16 protein-coding genes and 1 tRNA gene are annotated in these 18,477 nt (G+C 36.9%); 13 read left to right on the forward strand and 4 right to left on the reverse strand.

The window, feature by feature from the left end:
* Positions 1 to 11: 11 nt before the first annotated feature.
* Complete coding sequence (locus DHW03_RS15650; RefSeq protein ID WP_109926792.1) at positions 12 to 1,244, forward strand: glycoside hydrolase family 27 protein; 1,233 nt, start codon at positions 12 to 14, stop codon at positions 1,242 to 1,244.
* Positions 1,245 to 1,397: 153 nt separating this feature from the next.
* Here DHW03_RS15650 and DHW03_RS15655 read toward each other — a convergent pair whose 3' ends face one another.
* Positions 1,398 to 2,273, reverse strand: a complete 876-nt coding sequence (locus DHW03_RS15655) for a helix-turn-helix domain-containing protein (RefSeq protein WP_109926793.1) — start codon at positions 2,271 to 2,273, stop codon at positions 1,398 to 1,400.
* A 216-nt stretch (positions 2,274 to 2,489) separates the two neighbouring features.
* Here DHW03_RS15655 and DHW03_RS15660 point away from each other — a divergent pair, with 216 nt between their 5' ends.
* The 6 genes from DHW03_RS15660 (at position 2,490) to DHW03_RS15685 (ending at position 9,619) form a co-directional block, all read left to right on the forward strand.
* Positions 2,490 to 3,611 carry a glycoside hydrolase family 26 protein gene (locus DHW03_RS15660; RefSeq protein WP_109926794.1) on the forward strand — a complete coding sequence of 374 codons (1,122 nt, stop codon included), beginning with the start codon at positions 2,490 to 2,492 and terminating at the stop codon, positions 3,609 to 3,611.
* A gap of 6 nt (positions 3,612 to 3,617) precedes the next feature.
* Positions 3,618 to 4,763 carry a glycoside hydrolase family 26 protein gene (locus DHW03_RS15665; protein ID WP_109926795.1) on the forward strand — a complete coding sequence of 382 codons (1,146 nt, stop codon included), beginning with the start codon at positions 3,618 to 3,620 and terminating at the stop codon, positions 4,761 to 4,763.
* A 25-nt stretch (positions 4,764 to 4,788) separates the two neighbouring features.
* Complete coding sequence (locus tag DHW03_RS15670; protein ID WP_109926796.1) at positions 4,789 to 6,615, forward strand: sodium:solute symporter family protein; 1,827 nt, start codon at positions 4,789 to 4,791, stop codon at positions 6,613 to 6,615.
* A 21-nt stretch (positions 6,616 to 6,636) separates the two neighbouring features.
* Positions 6,637 to 7,821 carry a glycoside hydrolase family 130 protein gene (locus DHW03_RS15675; RefSeq protein WP_109926797.1) on the forward strand — a complete coding sequence of 395 codons (1,185 nt, stop codon included), beginning with the start codon at positions 6,637 to 6,639 and terminating at the stop codon, positions 7,819 to 7,821.
* 2 nt (positions 7,822 to 7,823) lie between these two features.
* Positions 7,824 to 9,023, forward strand: coding sequence for an AGE family epimerase/isomerase (locus DHW03_RS15680; protein WP_109926798.1), 1,200 nt, complete (start codon positions 7,824 to 7,826; stop codon positions 9,021 to 9,023).
* Between the two features lie 281 nt (positions 9,024 to 9,304).
* The gene (locus tag DHW03_RS15685) at positions 9,305 to 9,619 is read left to right on the forward strand and encodes a polysaccharide lyase (protein WP_109926799.1); all 315 of its coding nucleotides are present in this window, start codon (positions 9,305 to 9,307) and stop codon (positions 9,617 to 9,619) included.
* Between the two features lie 104 nt (positions 9,620 to 9,723).
* On the opposite strand, the gene DHW03_RS15690 is transcribed toward DHW03_RS15685, so the two are convergent.
* Positions 9,724 to 10,449, reverse strand: coding sequence for a hypothetical protein (locus DHW03_RS15690; protein WP_109926800.1), 726 nt, complete (start codon positions 10,447 to 10,449; stop codon positions 9,724 to 9,726).
* A gap of 75 nt (positions 10,450 to 10,524) precedes the next feature.
* Positions 10,525 to 12,027, reverse strand: a complete 1,503-nt coding sequence (locus DHW03_RS15695; RefSeq protein WP_109926801.1) for a hypothetical protein — start codon at positions 12,025 to 12,027, stop codon at positions 10,525 to 10,527.
* A 589-nt stretch (positions 12,028 to 12,616) separates the two neighbouring features.
* Here DHW03_RS15695 and DHW03_RS15700 point away from each other — a divergent pair.
* The 3 genes from DHW03_RS15700 to DHW03_RS15710 all read left to right on the forward strand — a co-directional run bounded on the left by DHW03_RS15700 (position 12,617) and on the right by DHW03_RS15710 (position 14,949).
* Positions 12,617 to 13,039 carry a hypothetical protein gene (locus DHW03_RS15700; protein ID WP_109926802.1) on the forward strand — a complete coding sequence of 141 codons (423 nt, stop codon included), beginning with the start codon at positions 12,617 to 12,619 and terminating at the stop codon, positions 13,037 to 13,039.
* 204 nt (positions 13,040 to 13,243) lie between these two features.
* Entirely contained in the window at positions 13,244 to 13,399 is a 156-nt protein-coding gene (locus DHW03_RS19350; RefSeq protein ID WP_165825440.1) for a hypothetical protein, read from the forward strand.
* On the forward strand, positions 13,396 to 14,949 hold the full coding sequence (locus tag DHW03_RS15710; RefSeq protein ID WP_109927213.1) for a recombinase family protein: 1,554 nt from the start codon (positions 13,396 to 13,398) through the stop codon (positions 14,947 to 14,949). Before DHW03_RS19350 ends, DHW03_RS15710 begins: the two co-directional genes overlap by 4 nt.
* On the opposite strand, the gene DHW03_RS15715 is transcribed toward DHW03_RS15710, so the two are convergent.
* A tRNA-Met gene (locus tag DHW03_RS15715) sits at positions 14,906 to 14,982 on the reverse strand. The genes DHW03_RS15710 and DHW03_RS15715 overlap by 44 nt on opposite strands.
* Positions 14,983 to 15,118: 136 nt before the next feature.
* Here DHW03_RS15715 and DHW03_RS15720 point away from each other — a divergent pair.
* The 3 genes from DHW03_RS15720 (at position 15,119) to DHW03_RS15730 (ending at position 18,318) form a co-directional block, all read left to right on the forward strand.
* The gene (locus DHW03_RS15720; protein ID WP_109926804.1) at positions 15,119 to 15,499 is read left to right on the forward strand and encodes an START-like domain-containing protein; all 381 of its coding nucleotides are present in this window, start codon (positions 15,119 to 15,121) and stop codon (positions 15,497 to 15,499) included.
* Positions 15,500 to 15,529: 30 nt separating this feature from the next.
* Complete coding sequence (locus DHW03_RS15725) at positions 15,530 to 16,960, forward strand: LptF/LptG family permease (protein ID WP_109926805.1); 1,431 nt, start codon at positions 15,530 to 15,532, stop codon at positions 16,958 to 16,960.
* A 146-nt stretch (positions 16,961 to 17,106) separates the two neighbouring features.
* A complete protein-coding gene (locus tag DHW03_RS15730) occupies positions 17,107 to 18,318 on the forward strand; it encodes a bifunctional 3,4-dihydroxy-2-butanone-4-phosphate synthase/GTP cyclohydrolase II (protein WP_109926806.1) in 1,212 nt (403 codons plus the stop codon).
* Positions 18,319 to 18,477: the final 159 nt, after the last annotated feature.

Raw genomic sequence — 18,477 nt, forward strand, 5'->3', positions numbered from 1 at the left:
TATCTCAGTTTATGAAGTTTAGATTTCTTCTATTAATTGCTTTTTTTACAAGTTCGGTTGCTTTTAGCCAAGGAAATAATTATGTTCAGAATTATAACAAATTTGATGGTTTAGCATTAACGCCTCCTATGGGATGGAACAGCTGGAATAAATTTGCCTGTAATGTAGACGAAAAATTAATTAAAGAAACGGCTGATGCCATGGTAAGCTCAGGGATGAAACAGGCTGGCTATACTTACATTAATATTGATGATTGTTGGCATGGAGATCGGGATAGTCTGGGTTTTATTCATCCAGACTCGAAAAGATTTCCCTCTGGCATGAAAGCCTTGGCCGATTATGTTCACAGCAAGGGATTAAAGCTGGGCTTATATTCTGATGCCGGTTCTCAAACTTGTGGAGGTAGACCAGGAAGCAGAGGTTATGAATTTCAAGATGCATTAACTTATGCAAGTTGGGGCATTGATTATTTAAAGTATGATTGGTGCAACACCGATGGGTTAAAAGCTGAAGGTGCTTATAAAACAATTACCGCCGCCTTGCGCAAAGCAGGCAGGCCGATGGTTTTAAGCATTTGCGAATGGGGAACAGATAAACCTTGGGTTTGGGGTCCATCGGTTGGGCATTTGTGGCGTACCAGCGGAGATATTTTTAACTGTTTTGATTGCATTGAAGATCATGGAACGTGGAAATCGTGGGGTGTGATGCAGATTTTGGACAAGCAAGATGGCTTACGCCAATATGCTGGCCCGGGCCATTGGAACGATCCAGATATGTTAGAGATAGGAAATGGGAAGCTTACTGCAGGCGAAGACAGAGCACATTTTGCCATGTGGGCAATGCTTGCTGCGCCGTTAATTGCTGGTAACGATTTAAGAAACATGAATCAAGAAACGGTTGAAGTTTTAACAAATAAAGATATTATTGCAATTAATCAGGATGTACTGGGTGTTCAAGGCTTTCAGTATTCAAAATTAGATGGATTTGAAGTTTGGTTTAAACCTTTAAATCATGGTAATTGGGCGGTTTCGTTCTTAAATCGCGCTGGAGAAACCAAAAAAATCGATTTTAACTGGCAGATAGAAAAAGTTAAGGATGAAGTTTTTAAAAAAGAACTGAATGCAAACTCTATTTTGTATAAAATTAAAAATGCCTGGACGAGAAAATCTGTTGGAACAACAAAAAACGGTTTAAAAACGGAAGTTCCATCTCATGATGTTTTAACTTTAATTTTGGAAAAGTAAGTTAACCTTGGCTTTTTCGGTCGGTGAGGCACCAACCGATAGATGAAAAAACTAAATAAATTTGTTAGGCTAATTGATTGATGTCTCACCTACCGAAACTCTTAAACTCAGGGGGTATAAACTTTTATTTGATAATTAATCTTCTTCAAAAAACTAAATAAATACCCTCGTTCCCGAAAAATTTTCTCTAAACTCTTTTGGTGTACAATGCTTCTTTTTCTTAAATAATCGATTAAAGTTTGAAATGTTGTTAAAACCGCAATTGTAAGAAATCTCTGCAACTGAATGTGTAGTTTCAATCAGCATTCGCGTAGCATGTCCTAAACGAATTTCGTTCAAACTATCAATAAAAGTGTTTCCCGTACGTTTTTTTATAAATCGGCTGAAGGAAACTTCAGTCATGCTTACCAGTTTCGATAAATCCTTTAAGGTGATTGGCTTATCGAAATTAGCATTCATAAACTCGAAAGCCTTGTCAATTCTTCTGCTATTATAATTTAACACCTGATCATTATTAAAAGTCGCATCAGATAAAACCCGCATACTTTTCGAAGTTGATAAATCGTGAAGAATGCTCATCAGTTCCAAAACGGAATCAAATCCCTGCAATTGGTTTATCGCCAAAATGCGATTGTAAACTTTTTCGATGGTTTCTCTGGGAAATAAAATCCCTCTAACCGAACGTTCGAACATTTTACGAATAAAACTGAGCTGGTTTCTGCGCAACATTTTATCATCAAAAAGATCTTTGTGCCACTGAATCGTAACTTCAGTTATCTCCTCGCTTTTGCAATTGTGCGTTGTCCAAACATGAGAAAGATTTGGGCCAACCAACACCAATTCCATATCTGTAATTTCTTCAATATTATCGCCAACAATTCGCTTTGCACCCGAAGCATTTAATATTAAATTTAATTCGAATTCTTCGTGAAAATGAAGCGGGAAGTCAAAGTCTTTTTTTACTCTCGAAAAAATCGTAAAACAATCGTTTTGAGTGAGAGGCGTTATTTCTTTAATGATGTTATTCATAACTGATACGTTCGAAAAAAATATCTTTAAGATAAAAGAACATTGATGCAATGTAATAAAAATATATTTGTTTATTAATATATTAAGCCATAATTTATCATTAAATAATGTATATTATATACTAATTGGTTAAAATAGTATTATTGTTTAAGTTAATTACATCAGTATTTTAGATAATTATTATATGAGCCGAAACACTAGCCAAATTATATCAGAATGATTAAAAAAATACTTCCATTTTTCTTTGTTTTTTGTTTAGGGCTTGTTAACGTTTTTGGACAGTTGATTGATAAAAAAGCAACCTTAAATACTAAGAATTTATATAGAAACTTAATCAAGTTGTCGGGTAAGGAAGTGCTATTCGGGCATCAAGATGATTTGGCTTATGGAATAGGCTGGAAATATCAAAATGGTCGGAGCGATATCAAAGATTTAACTGGAGAATATCCTGCGGTTTTTGGTTGGGATATTTCTGGTTTAGAAACCGATAAAAAGCAAAATATTGATGGTGTTCCATTCGAAAAAATGAAACAGTATATTAAAAAAGCTTATGATTTGGGCGCAATAAATACTATAAGCTGGCATATGGATAATCCTTACAATGGAAAAACTTCTTGGGATACCAGTTCAGTTGCGGTAAAATCTATCCTTCCTAATGGTTTAAAACATGTGCTGTATAAAAGCTGGCTAGATAAATTTTCAGTACTTGTTAAATCACTAAAAGGTAGTGATGGCAAAGCCATTCCGATTTTATTCAGACCCTTTCACGAAAACGGCGGAGGTTGGTTTTGGTGGGGAGCAAAATCCTGTACCCCTCAAGAATATAAAGCTTTATGGCAATTCACTATTGCGTATTTAAGAGATAAAAAACAAATACACAATTTGATTTATGTTTTTAATCCCTGCGATTTTAAAACAGAAGAACAATATTTGGAACGCTACCCAGGCGATGGCTTTGTTGATGTTTTAAGTTTCGACTACTATCAATATGGAGGAGTAGAAAAAGGTGAATCATTTGCGCTAAATGTTGCTCAAAACTTAGCCATTCAAAATAAAATAGCCAAAAGAAGCAAAAAATTAAGTGCACTTGCAGAAACTGGATTTGTCGAAATTCCTGATGCAAACTGGTGGACTAACGTTTTTGCAAAGGCAATTCTAGAGCATAAACCATCTTATGTTCTATTTTGGCGCAATGCTGGTTATCGAGAAAAGGAAAAGGATAACCATTATTATGCTCCATTTCCCGGACAGGTTTCTGCTCCAAATTTTCTAGAATTTTTAAAAGGTAATAAAATGCTTCTTCAAAAGGGATTAAAAAAGTATTCGATTTATAATTAGAAAAGCATGAAAAAATATCTTCCCTTATTGCTTTTCTCATTTCTTGCCACGTTCGGGTTTTCTTATGGACAGAAATCTGTTGTAGAAAATAACACAATAGATCCTAAGGCCACTATAGAAACAAAAGCGCTGTTCTATAATTTAAAAAACTTGGCAGGAAAGGGAGTGCTTTTCGGTCAGCAAGATGCTTTAATGTATGGGGTTGGTTGGAAAGGCGAATATGATAAGAGCGATGTTAAGAGTATAACAGGTTCACATCCAGCGCTGTTCGGATGGGATTTGGAATCCATTGCAAAAGACAATTCAGATCTTCAAAGTGCCGAAAAACTTAAAAGTTATTGTTTACAGGCTTATAAAATGGGTGGAATAAATACATTAAGCTGGCATGTTCAAAATTTTGTAACAGGAAAGAATTTTTACGATACCACAAAATGTGTTACTTCTATTCTGCCTGGTGGCGAAAAACACAAGCAATTTATTAAAGCATTAGATAAAGTTGCCTCGCTAATTAAATCTTTAAAAACCGATAAAGGAGTTTTTATTCCAATTATTTTTCGTCCTTTTCATGAAAATACTGGCAATTGGTTTTGGTGGGGGAAACCTTTTTGTACGGCTCAGGAATATAAGGCTTTGTGGCAATTTACAGTTCAATATCTTCGAGATAAAAAGCAACTGCACAATCTAATTTACGCCTATTCTCCCGATCGAATTTCAGCGAATTTTGACCACTACATGGAGCGCTACCCAGGAGATGATTTTGTAGACGTTTTAGGTTTTGACAACTATTACGAATTTAAAGATCTAAACGATGAACGATCAATTGATTTAGCCGTTAAATCAATCGGACAGATTTGTAATTATGCAATTTCTAAAAACAAGATTGTTGCGCTTACAGAAACGGGTCAGGAGAAACTTATTCAGCCACAATGGTTTACAACGGTTTTTAATAAAATCATGAACGATGCTGAAGCTTCAAAAATCTCTTATTTAATGGTTTGGCGCAATGCGCATACCGGTCATTTTTATGCGCCATATCCTGGCCACTCGAGTGAAATCGATTTTAAAGAATTTTATAAAAACCCAAAAACACTTTTTCTTAAAAATATAGGGGATATGTACGACACTAGAAAATCAATAATATTACCTAACTAGATAATTTACAGAATAATAACCAAATATGAAGTTACAATTAATAGACGTTTTAATCATCATCCTCTACCTTGCAACAATGATTTTCATTGGCTTTTGGTATCGAAAGAAAGCCAAGCAGAACAAGGAAAGTTATATGATGGGCGGAAAATCTCTGCCTTGGTATAAGTTGGGTTTGAGTGATGCATCAGACATGTTCGATATAAGCGGAACCATGTGGATGGTTGCGCTATGCTTTGTGTATGGTTTAAAAAGTATTTGGATTCCATGGCTTTGGCCGGTTTTCAATCAGGTTTTTATGATGATGTTCCTAAGTAAATGGTTGCGTAGAAGTAATGCAAATACTGGTGCAGAATGGTTGCAAACCAGATTTGGAACCATTGGGAAAGGTGTAAAGGGCTCTCACGTTGTGGTAATCGCATTTGCATTAATTAGTTGCTTCGGATTTTTAGCCTACGGTTTTATTGGTTTGGGCAAATTCATGGAAATTTTTATCCCATGGGATTATGTAAAAGCTTATGTGCCGTTTGATGTTCCTGCCAAATACGTTCCTCATTTCTATGGAATTGTATTTACATTATTTGCCATGTTTTATTCCATTTTGGGCGGTATGCACAGCATTGTTCTTGGGGATATGATTAAATATGCCTTTATGACGATTGGCTGTGTTGCAATTGCAGTTATTGCCATGAACCATCTTCACGGCCATACTTTAAATGTTCCCAAAGGTTGGGATGATCCGTTCTTCAGTTGGAAATTAGATTTGGATTGGAGCAAAATTGCTGCAGATGCCAATAAAAAAATTGCTGATGATGGATTTAGTTTATTCGGGATCTTCTTTGGAATGATGTTATTGAAAGGTGTTTTTGCATCGCTTGCGGGCCCAGCACCAAATTACGATATGCAAAAGGTTTTGAGTACCCGTAGCCCGAAGGATGCAAGTAAAATGACAGGTTTTGTAAGTATCATTTTATTGCCGATTCGTTATTCTATGGTGATTGGTTTAACCGTTTTGGCGCTATTATATTACAACCAAATTTATTTGAAGGGACCAGATGGCGTTACCGATTTTGAACGGATTTTACCTGCTACCATAAATAATTTTCTCCCCGTTGGGATTTTGGGGGTCGTGCTTACAGGTTTGTTGGGGGCATTTATGGGTACTTTTAGCGGTACGCTTAATGCAGCTCAGGCTTACATTGTAAACGATATTTATTTAAAATATATCAATCCGAAAGCAAGCACAAAAAAGGTAATCAACATGAATTATATTGTTGGTATTGTAGTGGTTGCAATAGGTGTGATTCTAGGTTTTTTCGCCAATAATGTAAACGATATTCTGCAATGGATTGTTGGGGGCTTATACGGAGGTTACGTAGCGGCCAACTGCTTAAAATGGTATTGGTGGCGCTTTAATGCAAACGGATTTTTTTGGGGTATGGCCGTTGGTATTGGTGCCGCATTGGCAATGCCTTACGTAACGCATGGTTTACCGCTTTATTGGTGGCCACTGTTATTTGCGCTTTCTATGATCGGTTGTATTGTAGGTACGTATGCAGCACCGCCAACTGAAGAGGCTACACTGAAAACTTTTTACAAAACAGTTAGGCCGTGGGGTTTTTGGAAACCAATTCACGCTTTGGTTGTAGCCGATGATCCAACTTTCCAAGCCAATAAAGGATTTAAGCTCGATATGTTCAACGTATTGCTGGGAATAATTGCTCAGCTCTGCCTAACCATTTTACCGATGTATTTCATCTTGAGCATGCACACACCTCTTTTTATAACGATTGCCATTTTAGCGGTAATTGTATTCATCCTGAAAAGAACTTGGTGGAATAAATTAGAAGATTAAAAAAGATAATAAAATATTTTTATGATAGATTTTGAAAAAAGAAGACAGCAATTAGAGGAAGCACACCACAATTTAATTGCAATTAAGAATAAAAAAGCAGTTTTGGGAAATGGAATTTTTGACAGATATGAAAACCCTATTTTAACTGCCGCTCATGCGCCTTTAAACTGGAAATATGATTTCAATCCTCAAACGAATCCCTATTTGTTAGAGCGAATTGGAATCAATGCAACCTTTAACGCGGGTGCAATTAAGTTTAACAATAAATATATTTTAATTGTAAGAGTAGAAGGATCTGATCGAAAATCTTTTTTTGCTGTTGCCGAAAGCGATAATGGAGTAGATAATTTTACCTTCTGGAATGAGCCTGTAACACTACCGGAAACGAGCGAACCTGATACAAATGTTTATGATATGCGTATTGTTGCCCACGAAGATGGTTGGATGTATGGTTTATTCTGCACAGAAAGAAAAGATCCGAATGCGCCTGCACACGATCAATCTATGGCGGTTGCACAATGTGGAATTGTGCGCACCAAAGACTTAAAAACTTGGGAGCGTTTGGCTGATTTAAAAACACCATCTCCACAGCAACGAAATGTGGTTTTGCATCCAGAATTTGTGGATGGTAAATATGCTTTTTATACTCGCCCCCAAGATGGTTTTATTGAAAGCGGAACCGGTGGCGGAATTGGATTTGGATTGAGTGAATCCATTGAAAATGCAGTGATCGATAAAGAATCAATCGTTGATAATAAAAATTACCATACCGTTTATGAGGCAAAAAATGGAATGGGGCCTGAGCCAATTAAAACAGCGCATGGTTGGTTGTTCTTAGCTCACGGTGTAAGAAATACAGCCGCTGGATTGCGTTACGTGCTGTATATGTTTATGACAGATTTAGACGATTTAACCAAAGTAATTTATAAACCTGCTGGATATTTTTTAGCTCCAGAAGGAGAGGAACGGATCGGAGATGTATCCAACGTAGTTTTTAGCAATGGCTGGATTTTGGATGAAGACGGAACGATGTTTATATATTACGCCTCATCCGATACGAGAATGCATGTTGCAACCAGTACATTAGATATTCTGATAGACTATGTAATAAATACGCCTGCCGATGAATTCCGTTCTGCCACTACTGTCAATAGAATTATAAGCAACATTGAAAAGAATAAAGTAACTTCTATAATTTCGGAATAGGTTTGAAATTAGATTTAGCAAAATATAAAGAAGAATTAAGCTCAGAATTGGAAAATATTCTGAGCTATTGGAAAAATTTTACTGTTGATGAGGTTAATGGAGGCTTTGTTGGAAAGATTGATAATGATAATAACATTGATTATACAGCGCCGAAAGGAAGTGTATTAAATGCTAGGATTCTTTGGTCCTTTTCTTCAGCCTATAATTTAAATGGGAATTCTGATGATCTAGCAATTGCCGATCGAGCTTTCAACTACATAATAAATCATTTTATTGATGATGAATTTGGCGGTGTTTATTGGTTGCTTAATGCAAAAGGAAATCCAATCGATATAAAAAAGCAGATTTATGCAATAGCCTTTACCATTTATGCGTTTAGCGAATACTTTATTGCGAGTAAGAATGAGTTTGCTAAAGAAAGAGCTATTGAGCTGTACAAAAACTTGGTCGCCAATAGTTATGATATTGAAAGAGGCGGTTACTTCGAAGCATTTAGTAGAGCGTGGAAACCTTTGGATGATTTGAGGCTAAGCAATAAAGATGCAAATGAAAAGAAAACAATGAACACGCATTTACATGTTCTGGAAGCATTTACAACGCTTTATAAAATTTGGCCCAATGAACATTTGAGGCGAAAAATTATGGAGCTTCTTCAAAATTTTACCTCACATATCATCAATAAGGAAACTGGAAATTTAGTTTTGTTTTTTGACGAAAACTGGGTTCCAAAATCAGACATAATTTCTTACGGACACAATATTGAGGCCGCATGGTTATTGCTCGAGGCTGCAGAAGCGGTACACGATGAAGCATCAATCGAAACCATAAAATTAATTTCGATGAAGATGGCAAGTGTTTCTAAGCAAGGTTTAGATGCCGACGGAAGTTTATGGTATGAGGATGAGCCATCTAATAATCATATCGTAAAAGAAAAACACTGGTGGGTTCAGGCAGAAGCCATGGTTGGTTTTTTCAATGCATGGCAAATATCCAAAAACGACGAGTTCTTAGAGATTAGTTTAAAAAACTGGTCGTTCGTAAAAGATAGAATCATCAGTTATGATGAAGGCGAATGGTTTTGGGGAATAACCGAAGCTGGAGAAATTATGCCAAATGAGGATAAAGTAGGTGTTTGGAAATGCCCATATCATAACAGCAGAGCGTGTATGGAATTAATTAAAAGAATTGATTTATACCTCTAACAAGCAATCTCCAATATTATGATATAATATATCCATATTTCATAAACTAAGTTTTACAAAATATTTTCATAACATGCCAAATATTTGTGTTCTAAAATTCCAACTAAACGGGGCTGTTATTTTGGGTTTTAAAATGTTCTAAATAAATCCTTTGCTTTTTAAGTCATCAACAATCGGCTGTAATACCTTTAATAAGTCACTTAAGTGTTCAAAGTAATCTTCATTTAGGGTACAATAGCGGCAGCCGCGTTTACTTCCAGCCTTATGTTTACCATAGAGATATGGCAGGGCCTTGTGGTGATACCTTTGGAAAATCTTATCCTTCCAGCGGAAGCCTCGTAAAAGGAAATACCTATACCGTTCACCTTTACATCAAGAGTAATACAGGTTCAAATAAAAATGGATGGGTCCAGGTTATTATTAATGGAACTACGGTCCTTGACAAATCAATACGATGGACTACGAATGACGCCCAGCGCTTGATCAATAGGCTATCCTTCCACAATTTTAGGGGTGGGAAAGATGTTGCAGTATGGGGGTCAAGTCAGACCAGTTACATTTATTTTGATGACCTTGTTGTAAACAAGATTCAGTAAAAAAATAACAGGCATGTTTAATTCATGCCTGTTATTTTTGTTTAAATGCATATGAACATATCTATAGCAGGCAAAAAAATATTTCCTAAAGACCTTTTAATGCTTCACTTATTTAATTGTCGGTAAGGATAAAAGTCTTCAATATACATCAATGTATTATTTTCGGCTAAAGGCGCTTTTTTTGCCTCTTTCCAAATCTTACTGCAAAATCGGTAAACTGAATATGCATTTATATAGGTAGTATACACAACCGATGCGATTCCCATACTACTATCCAAATTCTCGTAAAACAATTTATAGTTACTATAGAATAGAAACCCTAGAGGTACTAATGCAACTATTGCGCCCGGTAATCGGAGGGCTATATGGACAGCGTTTAGCTTTTCAGATGCATCGTCTTTTGCCAGTTCCTGACTTAAAGAAAACGGCTGGATCAATCTGCTAAAACCCATATACCGGGATGGCATCAGGTCGAGTCTGGAAACTTCCCCATGGTTATAAATACGAAAACCAATCAATTTTGAGAAATGTATAAGTTCAGAAAGGCGGGAAACCAGTAAGGTGTTGAAAAGGAACATCGTGGCAAAAATAGGAGCAGTAACGAGTCCAAGAAGCTTTATGTTCTCCAGTTTGATTATACTAAATTCCAGTCCCGAAATGGCTGAAGTTTTATAGAGATAATAAATCACTACCGTGACGGTCATCCAAAAATAAAGCTTGTTTATTGAATGATTCGTCTCTTTTATATTTTCTTTAAGCTCACCATAGTAACTTGTCAGCTGTTCCTTGGAATTTTCCTTAATAAAAAGCGCGATGTCTTTTAGTTGCATATTTTAGGTTGAGAGTTTAAAACGTCTGTCAATTTGGCCTCATCGAAAAGAACTGGGGCATGGCCATGTAAAATATTAATCGAGCGAAAGTATGAATACTTTTTTTGGAATAGGTTCAGAAAAATAAGCACCAATAGCTTTTTGATTTTCCACGGTGCTTAATTCTTTTTTAAGCAACATCACAGGTGTACAGATATTTTCGCCTTCAGCATCATGCAGCCCAATCAACAATGCTGGAAAGAAGTCACAATCCTCGGGGTTGAGATCTTCGGTCGGCAAATGTAGGATAAGGGATAGGGGGGAGTGCTTTTTGGATGAAGAACGACTCGCTGTTTTTTTGGATAGCAGCTTGATAGAAACAATATTATCATCAGAACTTACTTCCTGCGCCGATACCCAAGTTTTCTTTTTTTCAATCCTTTTGGTGGTTTTATGGCTAAATTCAAAATGAAGAGCAAACGCATCTTCAAGATACTTTATTTCAAGTTCGTCGTTACTTAAATATTTTTTATCGGTTGGAAAAATAACGTCGTAGTTGCCACAGAGCTGTTTCATAAGGTCCTGGCTTTCTACATCAGCGCGTTTTTGCTCCAAAAAATCCTCCAGTTCTGCTAAATTCGAGATTATTGAATCAGGGAAACTCATTCGGTTAAGCTCTCTTGGATACAGGAATTTACGTATAGACGGGGCAATCCTTAAAAAATCTTCATCATTAGCTAAATACTCGTTAATACCAGGTCTTGGCATAGAAGCATCCTTTGATAAGTCAGAAACTTCGGTTATGATTTTTTCCATCACAACCGTTTTGGCAAGTAAGTGGCCGTATAATTTGGAATGAAAACAGAACATCCCCAATAGAAGGTTTTGTTTTTCCCATTCCGTTTCTTCAAGACGGAAACTCATGTGTGCACGCTTATCGTTTCCCTGTTCGAGTGAAAGGTTAAGGTAAAGATAGTCTGAAGCTGGATCTTTTGAAGCTATGCCTTCATAGCACCGAATAGTATTACCATTCTTGAAGCGCACTTCCACCAAAGTATATTTGCCCATGGTATTAAATTTAACCTCACCAACAGCAATACCCCACTGATCGTCTATCGGGCTTTGTTTTTTGCCGATACGTTCGTATAGTAGCCATCGGCTACTATCCAAAAATTCTACATTTGTATTCTGGCCATATATCTGTTCTAGTAAAGCCTGGGGATCCTTTACTCTTTCATAACTTGATTTTATATAATTTCGAAAAGCATCTAGATGCTCTGTTTGACTAAAAAGATATTTGCGGTGATGTTCTTTCTTTTTTACTTGTTGAATTAAATAATCCAGAGCTTCCAAATAACGTAAAGATATGCTTAGCTTCTCATTCTTCTGATAGGGTTCAAGAATATACTCCAGCATCATCGAAGAAGCAATCCGTTTTGCCTTTTCATTTGCCCCTTCTGTTTGTTCCTGACAAAATGCAGCTTGATCTTTTGGGGAGCTTAGCCCCTCAGTCGAAAAGATTTTAAAAAGGATTAAATCCATGAAGGCCTTAATGGCAGGTTCAGTTGGATGGAAATGTAAATTCGTTTGCCGGCTCATTTTGTTTTTGAGAGATTTAAATAGTTTTTGAAACTTATTAAAAACTTTTAACTTCTGAAAGTAATAAGCATTTTTATTTCAAAATGTCTTTTCAAATAGTCGTAAATAGCCTTCTTAGAAGAAAGAGTTTTAAAGTTATTCAAGAGCTTTAAAACTTTTTTTCACAATAAACAAAATAACCCAAGCGAGTAGCATTCAGCTTGCTTTTTTGTCTATACATTAGCTTTAATAACCCTGAAATGAAAGGTAAAACATACATGCATCACTAAAAGATAAATGATTGAACACTTAAGCATGCTGATCTAGATTATTAAATACATCGGTCAGCAATAAACAATTTTAACACTAAAATTTACTATTATGCTGACCATTCCAAATGTATTGGCCCGGTGCATTCCGGCCACACCCCAGATTCTTGAAAATAATAAAGGGCCATAAACTCAAGGCCAGCATCGGGCGTTTGTTGTCATTCAGCGGGCGCAGAAGGATTGGTATTTCAGGTGTAATGCTCTTAACACACTTTTCTTACGGAATGCCTACTCCAAAATCCTTAACAGAGTAAGTTCTATCCCCTTTAAAAATACAAACGATGTTAAAAATCATATTAAAATGGAGCATTACCAGGCTTTTGCCTCCACTTTCATTACAGCTAATTCAAGTTTTCCATAACATTCATACCATGGCATTGGCCATTGACCAAATGTTATATATTGTAATGTACTGTATTGCTGTGATGGTACTTTTTTTCGTAGAAATAGCAATAGAAACGCAAGTTTTCCTTTGCGAAAAGGATGTTTACAGAATGTTCTATGCTTTAAATTGGCTATCTATGGTATTAGGAATCAGTGCGAACATCTATTGTTACGAAATTACCCATAGCGGCAATATTCCTCGGGAACAATACTGGGTCGGTTTGTGTGGGATAGTTTTAATCTCTATCCTTTTTGATGTGTTGGTAAAGCTGGTGATCAAAATTATAAGCAAACTAAAAGAAATAGGCCTCAAAACATAATGCCAAACCAACTGAAATTTCTTTAATACAAAAGATATTTTACAGGGCTGATTTTTTCAGCCCTTTTTTATTACTCATTTCATGCAATCAATTTGCTTCCTGAATATCAAGGAAAAATCTTTTTTTTTATTAGGCTTGCTCACGTTAGTGATATGCAAATATCCAAGCGCACATTTGATAAGTTTCCTTCCAAACGAGATCATTATGAGAAAGCTGAAAATTGAAAAGATGCAGCCTGAAAAATTGGTTGAAATGCTAAACAAGAAGGGTGTAAAAATGTCGATAACTCATGCTAAAGAAGTCTTGGATTTATTGTATGTATTAGCTATTTTGGAAGTTGAGCAAGTATTAAAGACATGATTATAGCCGATTTATATATAAGAGTAAGTACTGATGAACAGGCAGATAAAGGTTATTCTCAACGCAACCAAGAGGAAGTTTTACAGCGCTATTGCTTTTCAAGGGATATTGCTGTAAGAAAGGTGGTGTATGAAGATCATTCGGCCAAAACTTTCATACGCCCCGCCTGGCAAAAGCTACTAACCGAAATAAAGAAAAAGCGGGGGCAAACCGATCTTGTTCTCTTTACCAAATGGGATAGGTTCAGTAGAAATGCCGGTGACGCATATCAGATGATTAAATTGTTATCCGATTATGGTGTAGAACCTCAGGCGATAGAACAGCCTTTAGATATCACAATTCCTGAAAATAAAATGATGCTGGCCTTTTATCTTGCTGCTCCAGAGGTGGAAAATGATCGAAGGGCCCTAAATACTTTTCACGGCATGAGAAGGGCAAGAAAAGAAGGGCGCTGGATGGGTCCCGCACCGATTGGTTATGCAAATAAAGTTACCGAGGACGGCAAAAAATATATCTGTCCGGTCGAACCACAGGCATCTTTGATGAGATGGGTCTACGAGGAATTGTCAACGGGTAAGTGGTACATAGATCAAATTTGGAAAGAAGCATTTGAAAAAGGGTTAAAAACTGGTCGAAAGAATTTTTGGCAGGTGATACGCAACCCTATCTATTGCGGTAGAATTCCTATTTCTAAATTTAAAGATGAAGAAGCGCATACTGTTAAAGGTCAGCACGATGCGATTGTTTCCGAAGCAGTTTTTTATAAAGCAATGGATATTTTAGATCGCCGTAATAAACCCAAGAAAACAACCATTGCCTCATTGGATATGTTGCCTCTGAGGGGTTTTCTGATCTGCCCAAAATGCGGTTATATGCTGTCCGGAAGTGCTTCCAAAGGTTGCAAAAAGCATTACCATTATTACCATTGCTTTTCTAAATGCGGGGTGAGGTACAATGCAGATAAGGTTAATCAACTTTTTATTAAGGAGCTAGAAAAGTATTCTATAGACCCTGTCCTAAACGAAGCCTACAGTATGATTCTCAAACAGGTATATCAAGCAATAGCTGGTGAAGATAATGACCAGATTTGGAATGTGAAAAAACAGCTGGAAGAATTTAATTCACGAATTACAAAAGCTAGAGATAAAATGCTAAATGATGTAATTCTTGATTTTGAGTATCGGAAGATTAAATCGGAATGCGAGAAAAACATATCAATCTTGGAAGGAAAACTAATTGACCTATCCAAAGGGAAAGAGAATATTGGTGATTTAATTGGAAAAGCAACTAAAATGATAACAAACCTTTCAGAAACCTATTTAAATGCAGATTCTGAAGGGAAACGACGAATAATTAGTTCGATGTATCCTCAAAATCTCACTTTTGACGGAATACAACATCGAACTATTCGAATGAATGAGGCAATCCGCGTTCTAGGTACTTTAAAGACGGTTTTCGAAGGCAAAAAAAAGGGGCAAATCAAACAAAAATTTGATTTGCCCACTATGGTAGCGGGGAGCAGGATCGAACTGCCGACCTCAGGGTTATGAATCCTGCGCTCTAACCATCTGAGCTACCCCGCCGGGTAAAAATATTTGCTTATAATATCAAATATTTAAGTGGTTATTTTTTGGAGTTGCAAATATAGAATAAATTACCTTTCTTTAGAAAAATAAAATAAAAAATTAGTCCGGAAATTTATTCTGGTAATGAATTAACATGGCAGAAAAGAAAAAATTTACGCTTGAGTACGAGGTTAAATCGTCACCACGAATACTGTATAGTTTTATAAGTGAGCCAAATGGCTTGTCGCAATGGTTTGCAGATGATGTAAATTTTCGCGATCAAGTATATACCTTTACTTGGGATGATGAGCAGCAAAAAGCTAAGCTCGTTTCCATAAAAGAGAACAAATTGGTAAAATTCAAATGGTTGGACGATGAACCGCAGTGCTATTTCGAAATGGAAATTGTACAAGATGAATTAACCAATGATGTAGCACTCTCCATAACCGACTTTACAACAGATGACCTCCTTGCTGAGAAAAAATCGATTTGGGACAACCAGATTGATTATCTCATAAGTGTTTTAGGTGCATAAAATTCCCCATGCATTGTTTACCTTTGTAAGGTGAAAAAAATACATCTTCTTATTATAAAAGCATTTATTAGGCCATTCATCGCTACCTTTTTTGTAGTGATGTTTATCCTGTTGATGTTTTTTTTATTTAAGTACGTAGATGATTTAATCGGCAAGGGATTTGAATGGTACACCATTTTAGAGTTGATGTACTATCAATCTATGGTGCAAATTTCAATGGCATTGCCCCTGTCCGTTTTGCTTTCCTCTATCATGACCTTCGGTACACTTGGAGAAAATTATGAGCTCGTCGCCATAAAATCAGCTGGAATATCCCTTCAAAAAGCCATGAGGCCATTAATGATACTCATTTTTGCCCTATCCGTAAGTTCCTTTTTCTTTTCCAATTATATGTTGCCTAAGGCCAACCTTAAGTTCTATTCCCTCATGTACGATGTTCGGAATAAAAAGTTAGCCTTTCTAATCAAACCAGGTGTTTTCAACAACAGCATTCCGAACTTTTCCATTCGGGTAGATCGGAAAGACCTAAATGGTACTTTATATGGCATCACCTTGTATGATCATAGAGGATCAAACGGCATCCCGAAAATTATAAAGGCACAAGAAGGGGAGATGAACAAAACCAGCGATGGTAATTATATGGTATTAAAGCTAAAAAATGGCGTTCAGTACGAAGAACAAGCCAATAACAATGGCATTTATAACCCTAGGCAAGTTTTAATAAGAAGCAGGTTTAAGGAAACAGAACCCAAATTCGACCTTTCCTCATTTAAAATGAATAAAACCGATCCGAATGCTTTCGGGAACAGTACAGTAATGCTGAATTTGAAAGGTATAGATCGGAAACGAGATTCCCTGAGCAAAGTAATCGATACCTTAAACCGCAACACCACCGCAAACCTTTCCAACAACTTCAGGCAGAACAATACCGCTAAAGGCTATACCAAAGTTAAAATCAGTCCGAAAAAAATTGGCGATCAAATTTTGACGAGTATTCCATCCGGCGCACGTAAGCAAGCTTTAGAAACGGCCAACGGCATTGTTTCTAGCATTGCGCAAAACCTAAGTAACGGCGCCCCACGCTACAAAGATTTAATGGGCGAACTTATTTTTACCAGTGTAGAGTATCAACGCAAATTTACATTGGCCGCATCCTGCGTACTCCTCTTTTTTATTGGAGCCCCGCTCGGTGCAATTATCAGAAAAGGCGGCATGGGTTTGCCCGTAGTAATTGCCATTTCATTCTTTTTAATTTATCACATTTTAACCACCGTTGCCGAAAAATCAGCAAGAGAAGGCTCTCTAAATCCAATTTTTGCCATGTGGATTGCCTTTATTGTGCTTACGCCGCTAGCCGCATTTTTAACCTACAAAGCAACGGTAGATTCGGCGCTTTTCGATGTGAATTATTACAAGCAGTTCTTCATGAAATTGCTTAGAATTAAGCAGAAAGAAGACTAATATCCTTTACTTCTAAATGATATTTTATTAATCAAATTGCTTAAAATAGGTTGTACCTTTGCATAAGCTAAATTGTTCCAGTTTATAGCCATTCGATTGAATAAAAACTAGCGACTCCAACAATCAAATATTAGTGTTTCCATAACATGCAAACAAAATTAAATACCATACCAGAAGCTATTGCAGATATCAAAGCCGGTAAAGTGATTATCGTTGTAGATGATGAAGGCAGAGAGAACGAAGGCGATTTTTTAACTGCAGCAGAAAACGCAACACCAGAAGTGATCAATTTTATGGCAACTTACGGGCGTGGTTTAATTTGCGCACCCTTAACCGAAGAGCGCTGTAAAGAATTGAACCTTACGTTGATGGTTGGTAAAAATACAGCAGCTTACGAAACCAATTTCACAGTTTCTGTAGATTTGGTTGGACATGGCTGTACCACAGGAATTTCAGCTAGCGATCGCTCCAAGACAATGTTAGCACTGGTTAATCCAAATACCGATCCGGAAGAACTGGGCAGACCAGGCCACATCTTTCCATTGATCGCCAAAGATGGTGGTGTAATCAGAAGAGCAGGACATACAGAAGCCGCAGTAGATTTAGCCCGCTTAGCAGGTATGAAACCAGCAGGTTTGCTTGTCGAGATTTTAAAAGAAGACGGGGAAATGGCTCGCCTGCCCGATTTGCTTAAAATAGCCGAACAACATCAGTTAAAAATTATATCTATCGAAGATTTAATCGCCTATAGGTTAAACATGGATAGCTTGGTTAAACCCGAAGTCACCATCGATTTGCCAACCGCTTGGGGCGATTTTAAAATGACCGCCTACACCCAATTGGATAATGGCGCAACCCATTTAGCCATTTCTAAAGGCGAATGGACCATCGACGAACCAATATTGGCCCGTGTACACAGTTCATGTGTTACAGGCGACATTTTCGGGTCATGCCGTTGCGATTGTGGGCCACAGCTACACAAAGCTTTAGAAATGATTCAGAAAGAAGGCAAAGGCATTGTAGTTTATATGAATCAAGAAGGTAGAGGCATTGGGTTAATTAACAAACTACGCTCATACAATTTGCAAGATGCTGGTTTCGACACCGTAGAAGCCAATATTAAGTTAGGCTTTAAAGGCGATGAACGCGATTATGGCGTAGGTGCACAAATTTTAAGATCAGAAGGCGTTTCTAAAATGCGCTTGATGAGCAACAATCCAACCAAAAGAGCAGGCTTAATTGGCTATGGCTTAGAAGTTGTAGAAAACATTCCCATCGAAATCGAAAGCAACGTACACAACGAGCGTTACTTAAAAACCAAAAGAGATAAAATGGGTCATTCCATCATGAAAGGATAATGATTTGGCAAGGCTAATCTATTGCCAAATCAAAGCTAGTCCAATTCAAGGCCTTGGTTCAGGATATAGCATACAGCGTGTTAAAACGCCACAACTATTATAAGAAGCTAGTATTCAATGCTTTAGCATTAAATTATTTGGAAATCAACGTTCAGTGGT

Origin of the sequence: Pedobacter yonginensis (assembly GCF_003173595.1) — a bacterium.
Classification (GTDB): Bacteria; Bacteroidota; Bacteroidia; order Sphingobacteriales; family Sphingobacteriaceae; genus Pedobacter; species Pedobacter yonginense.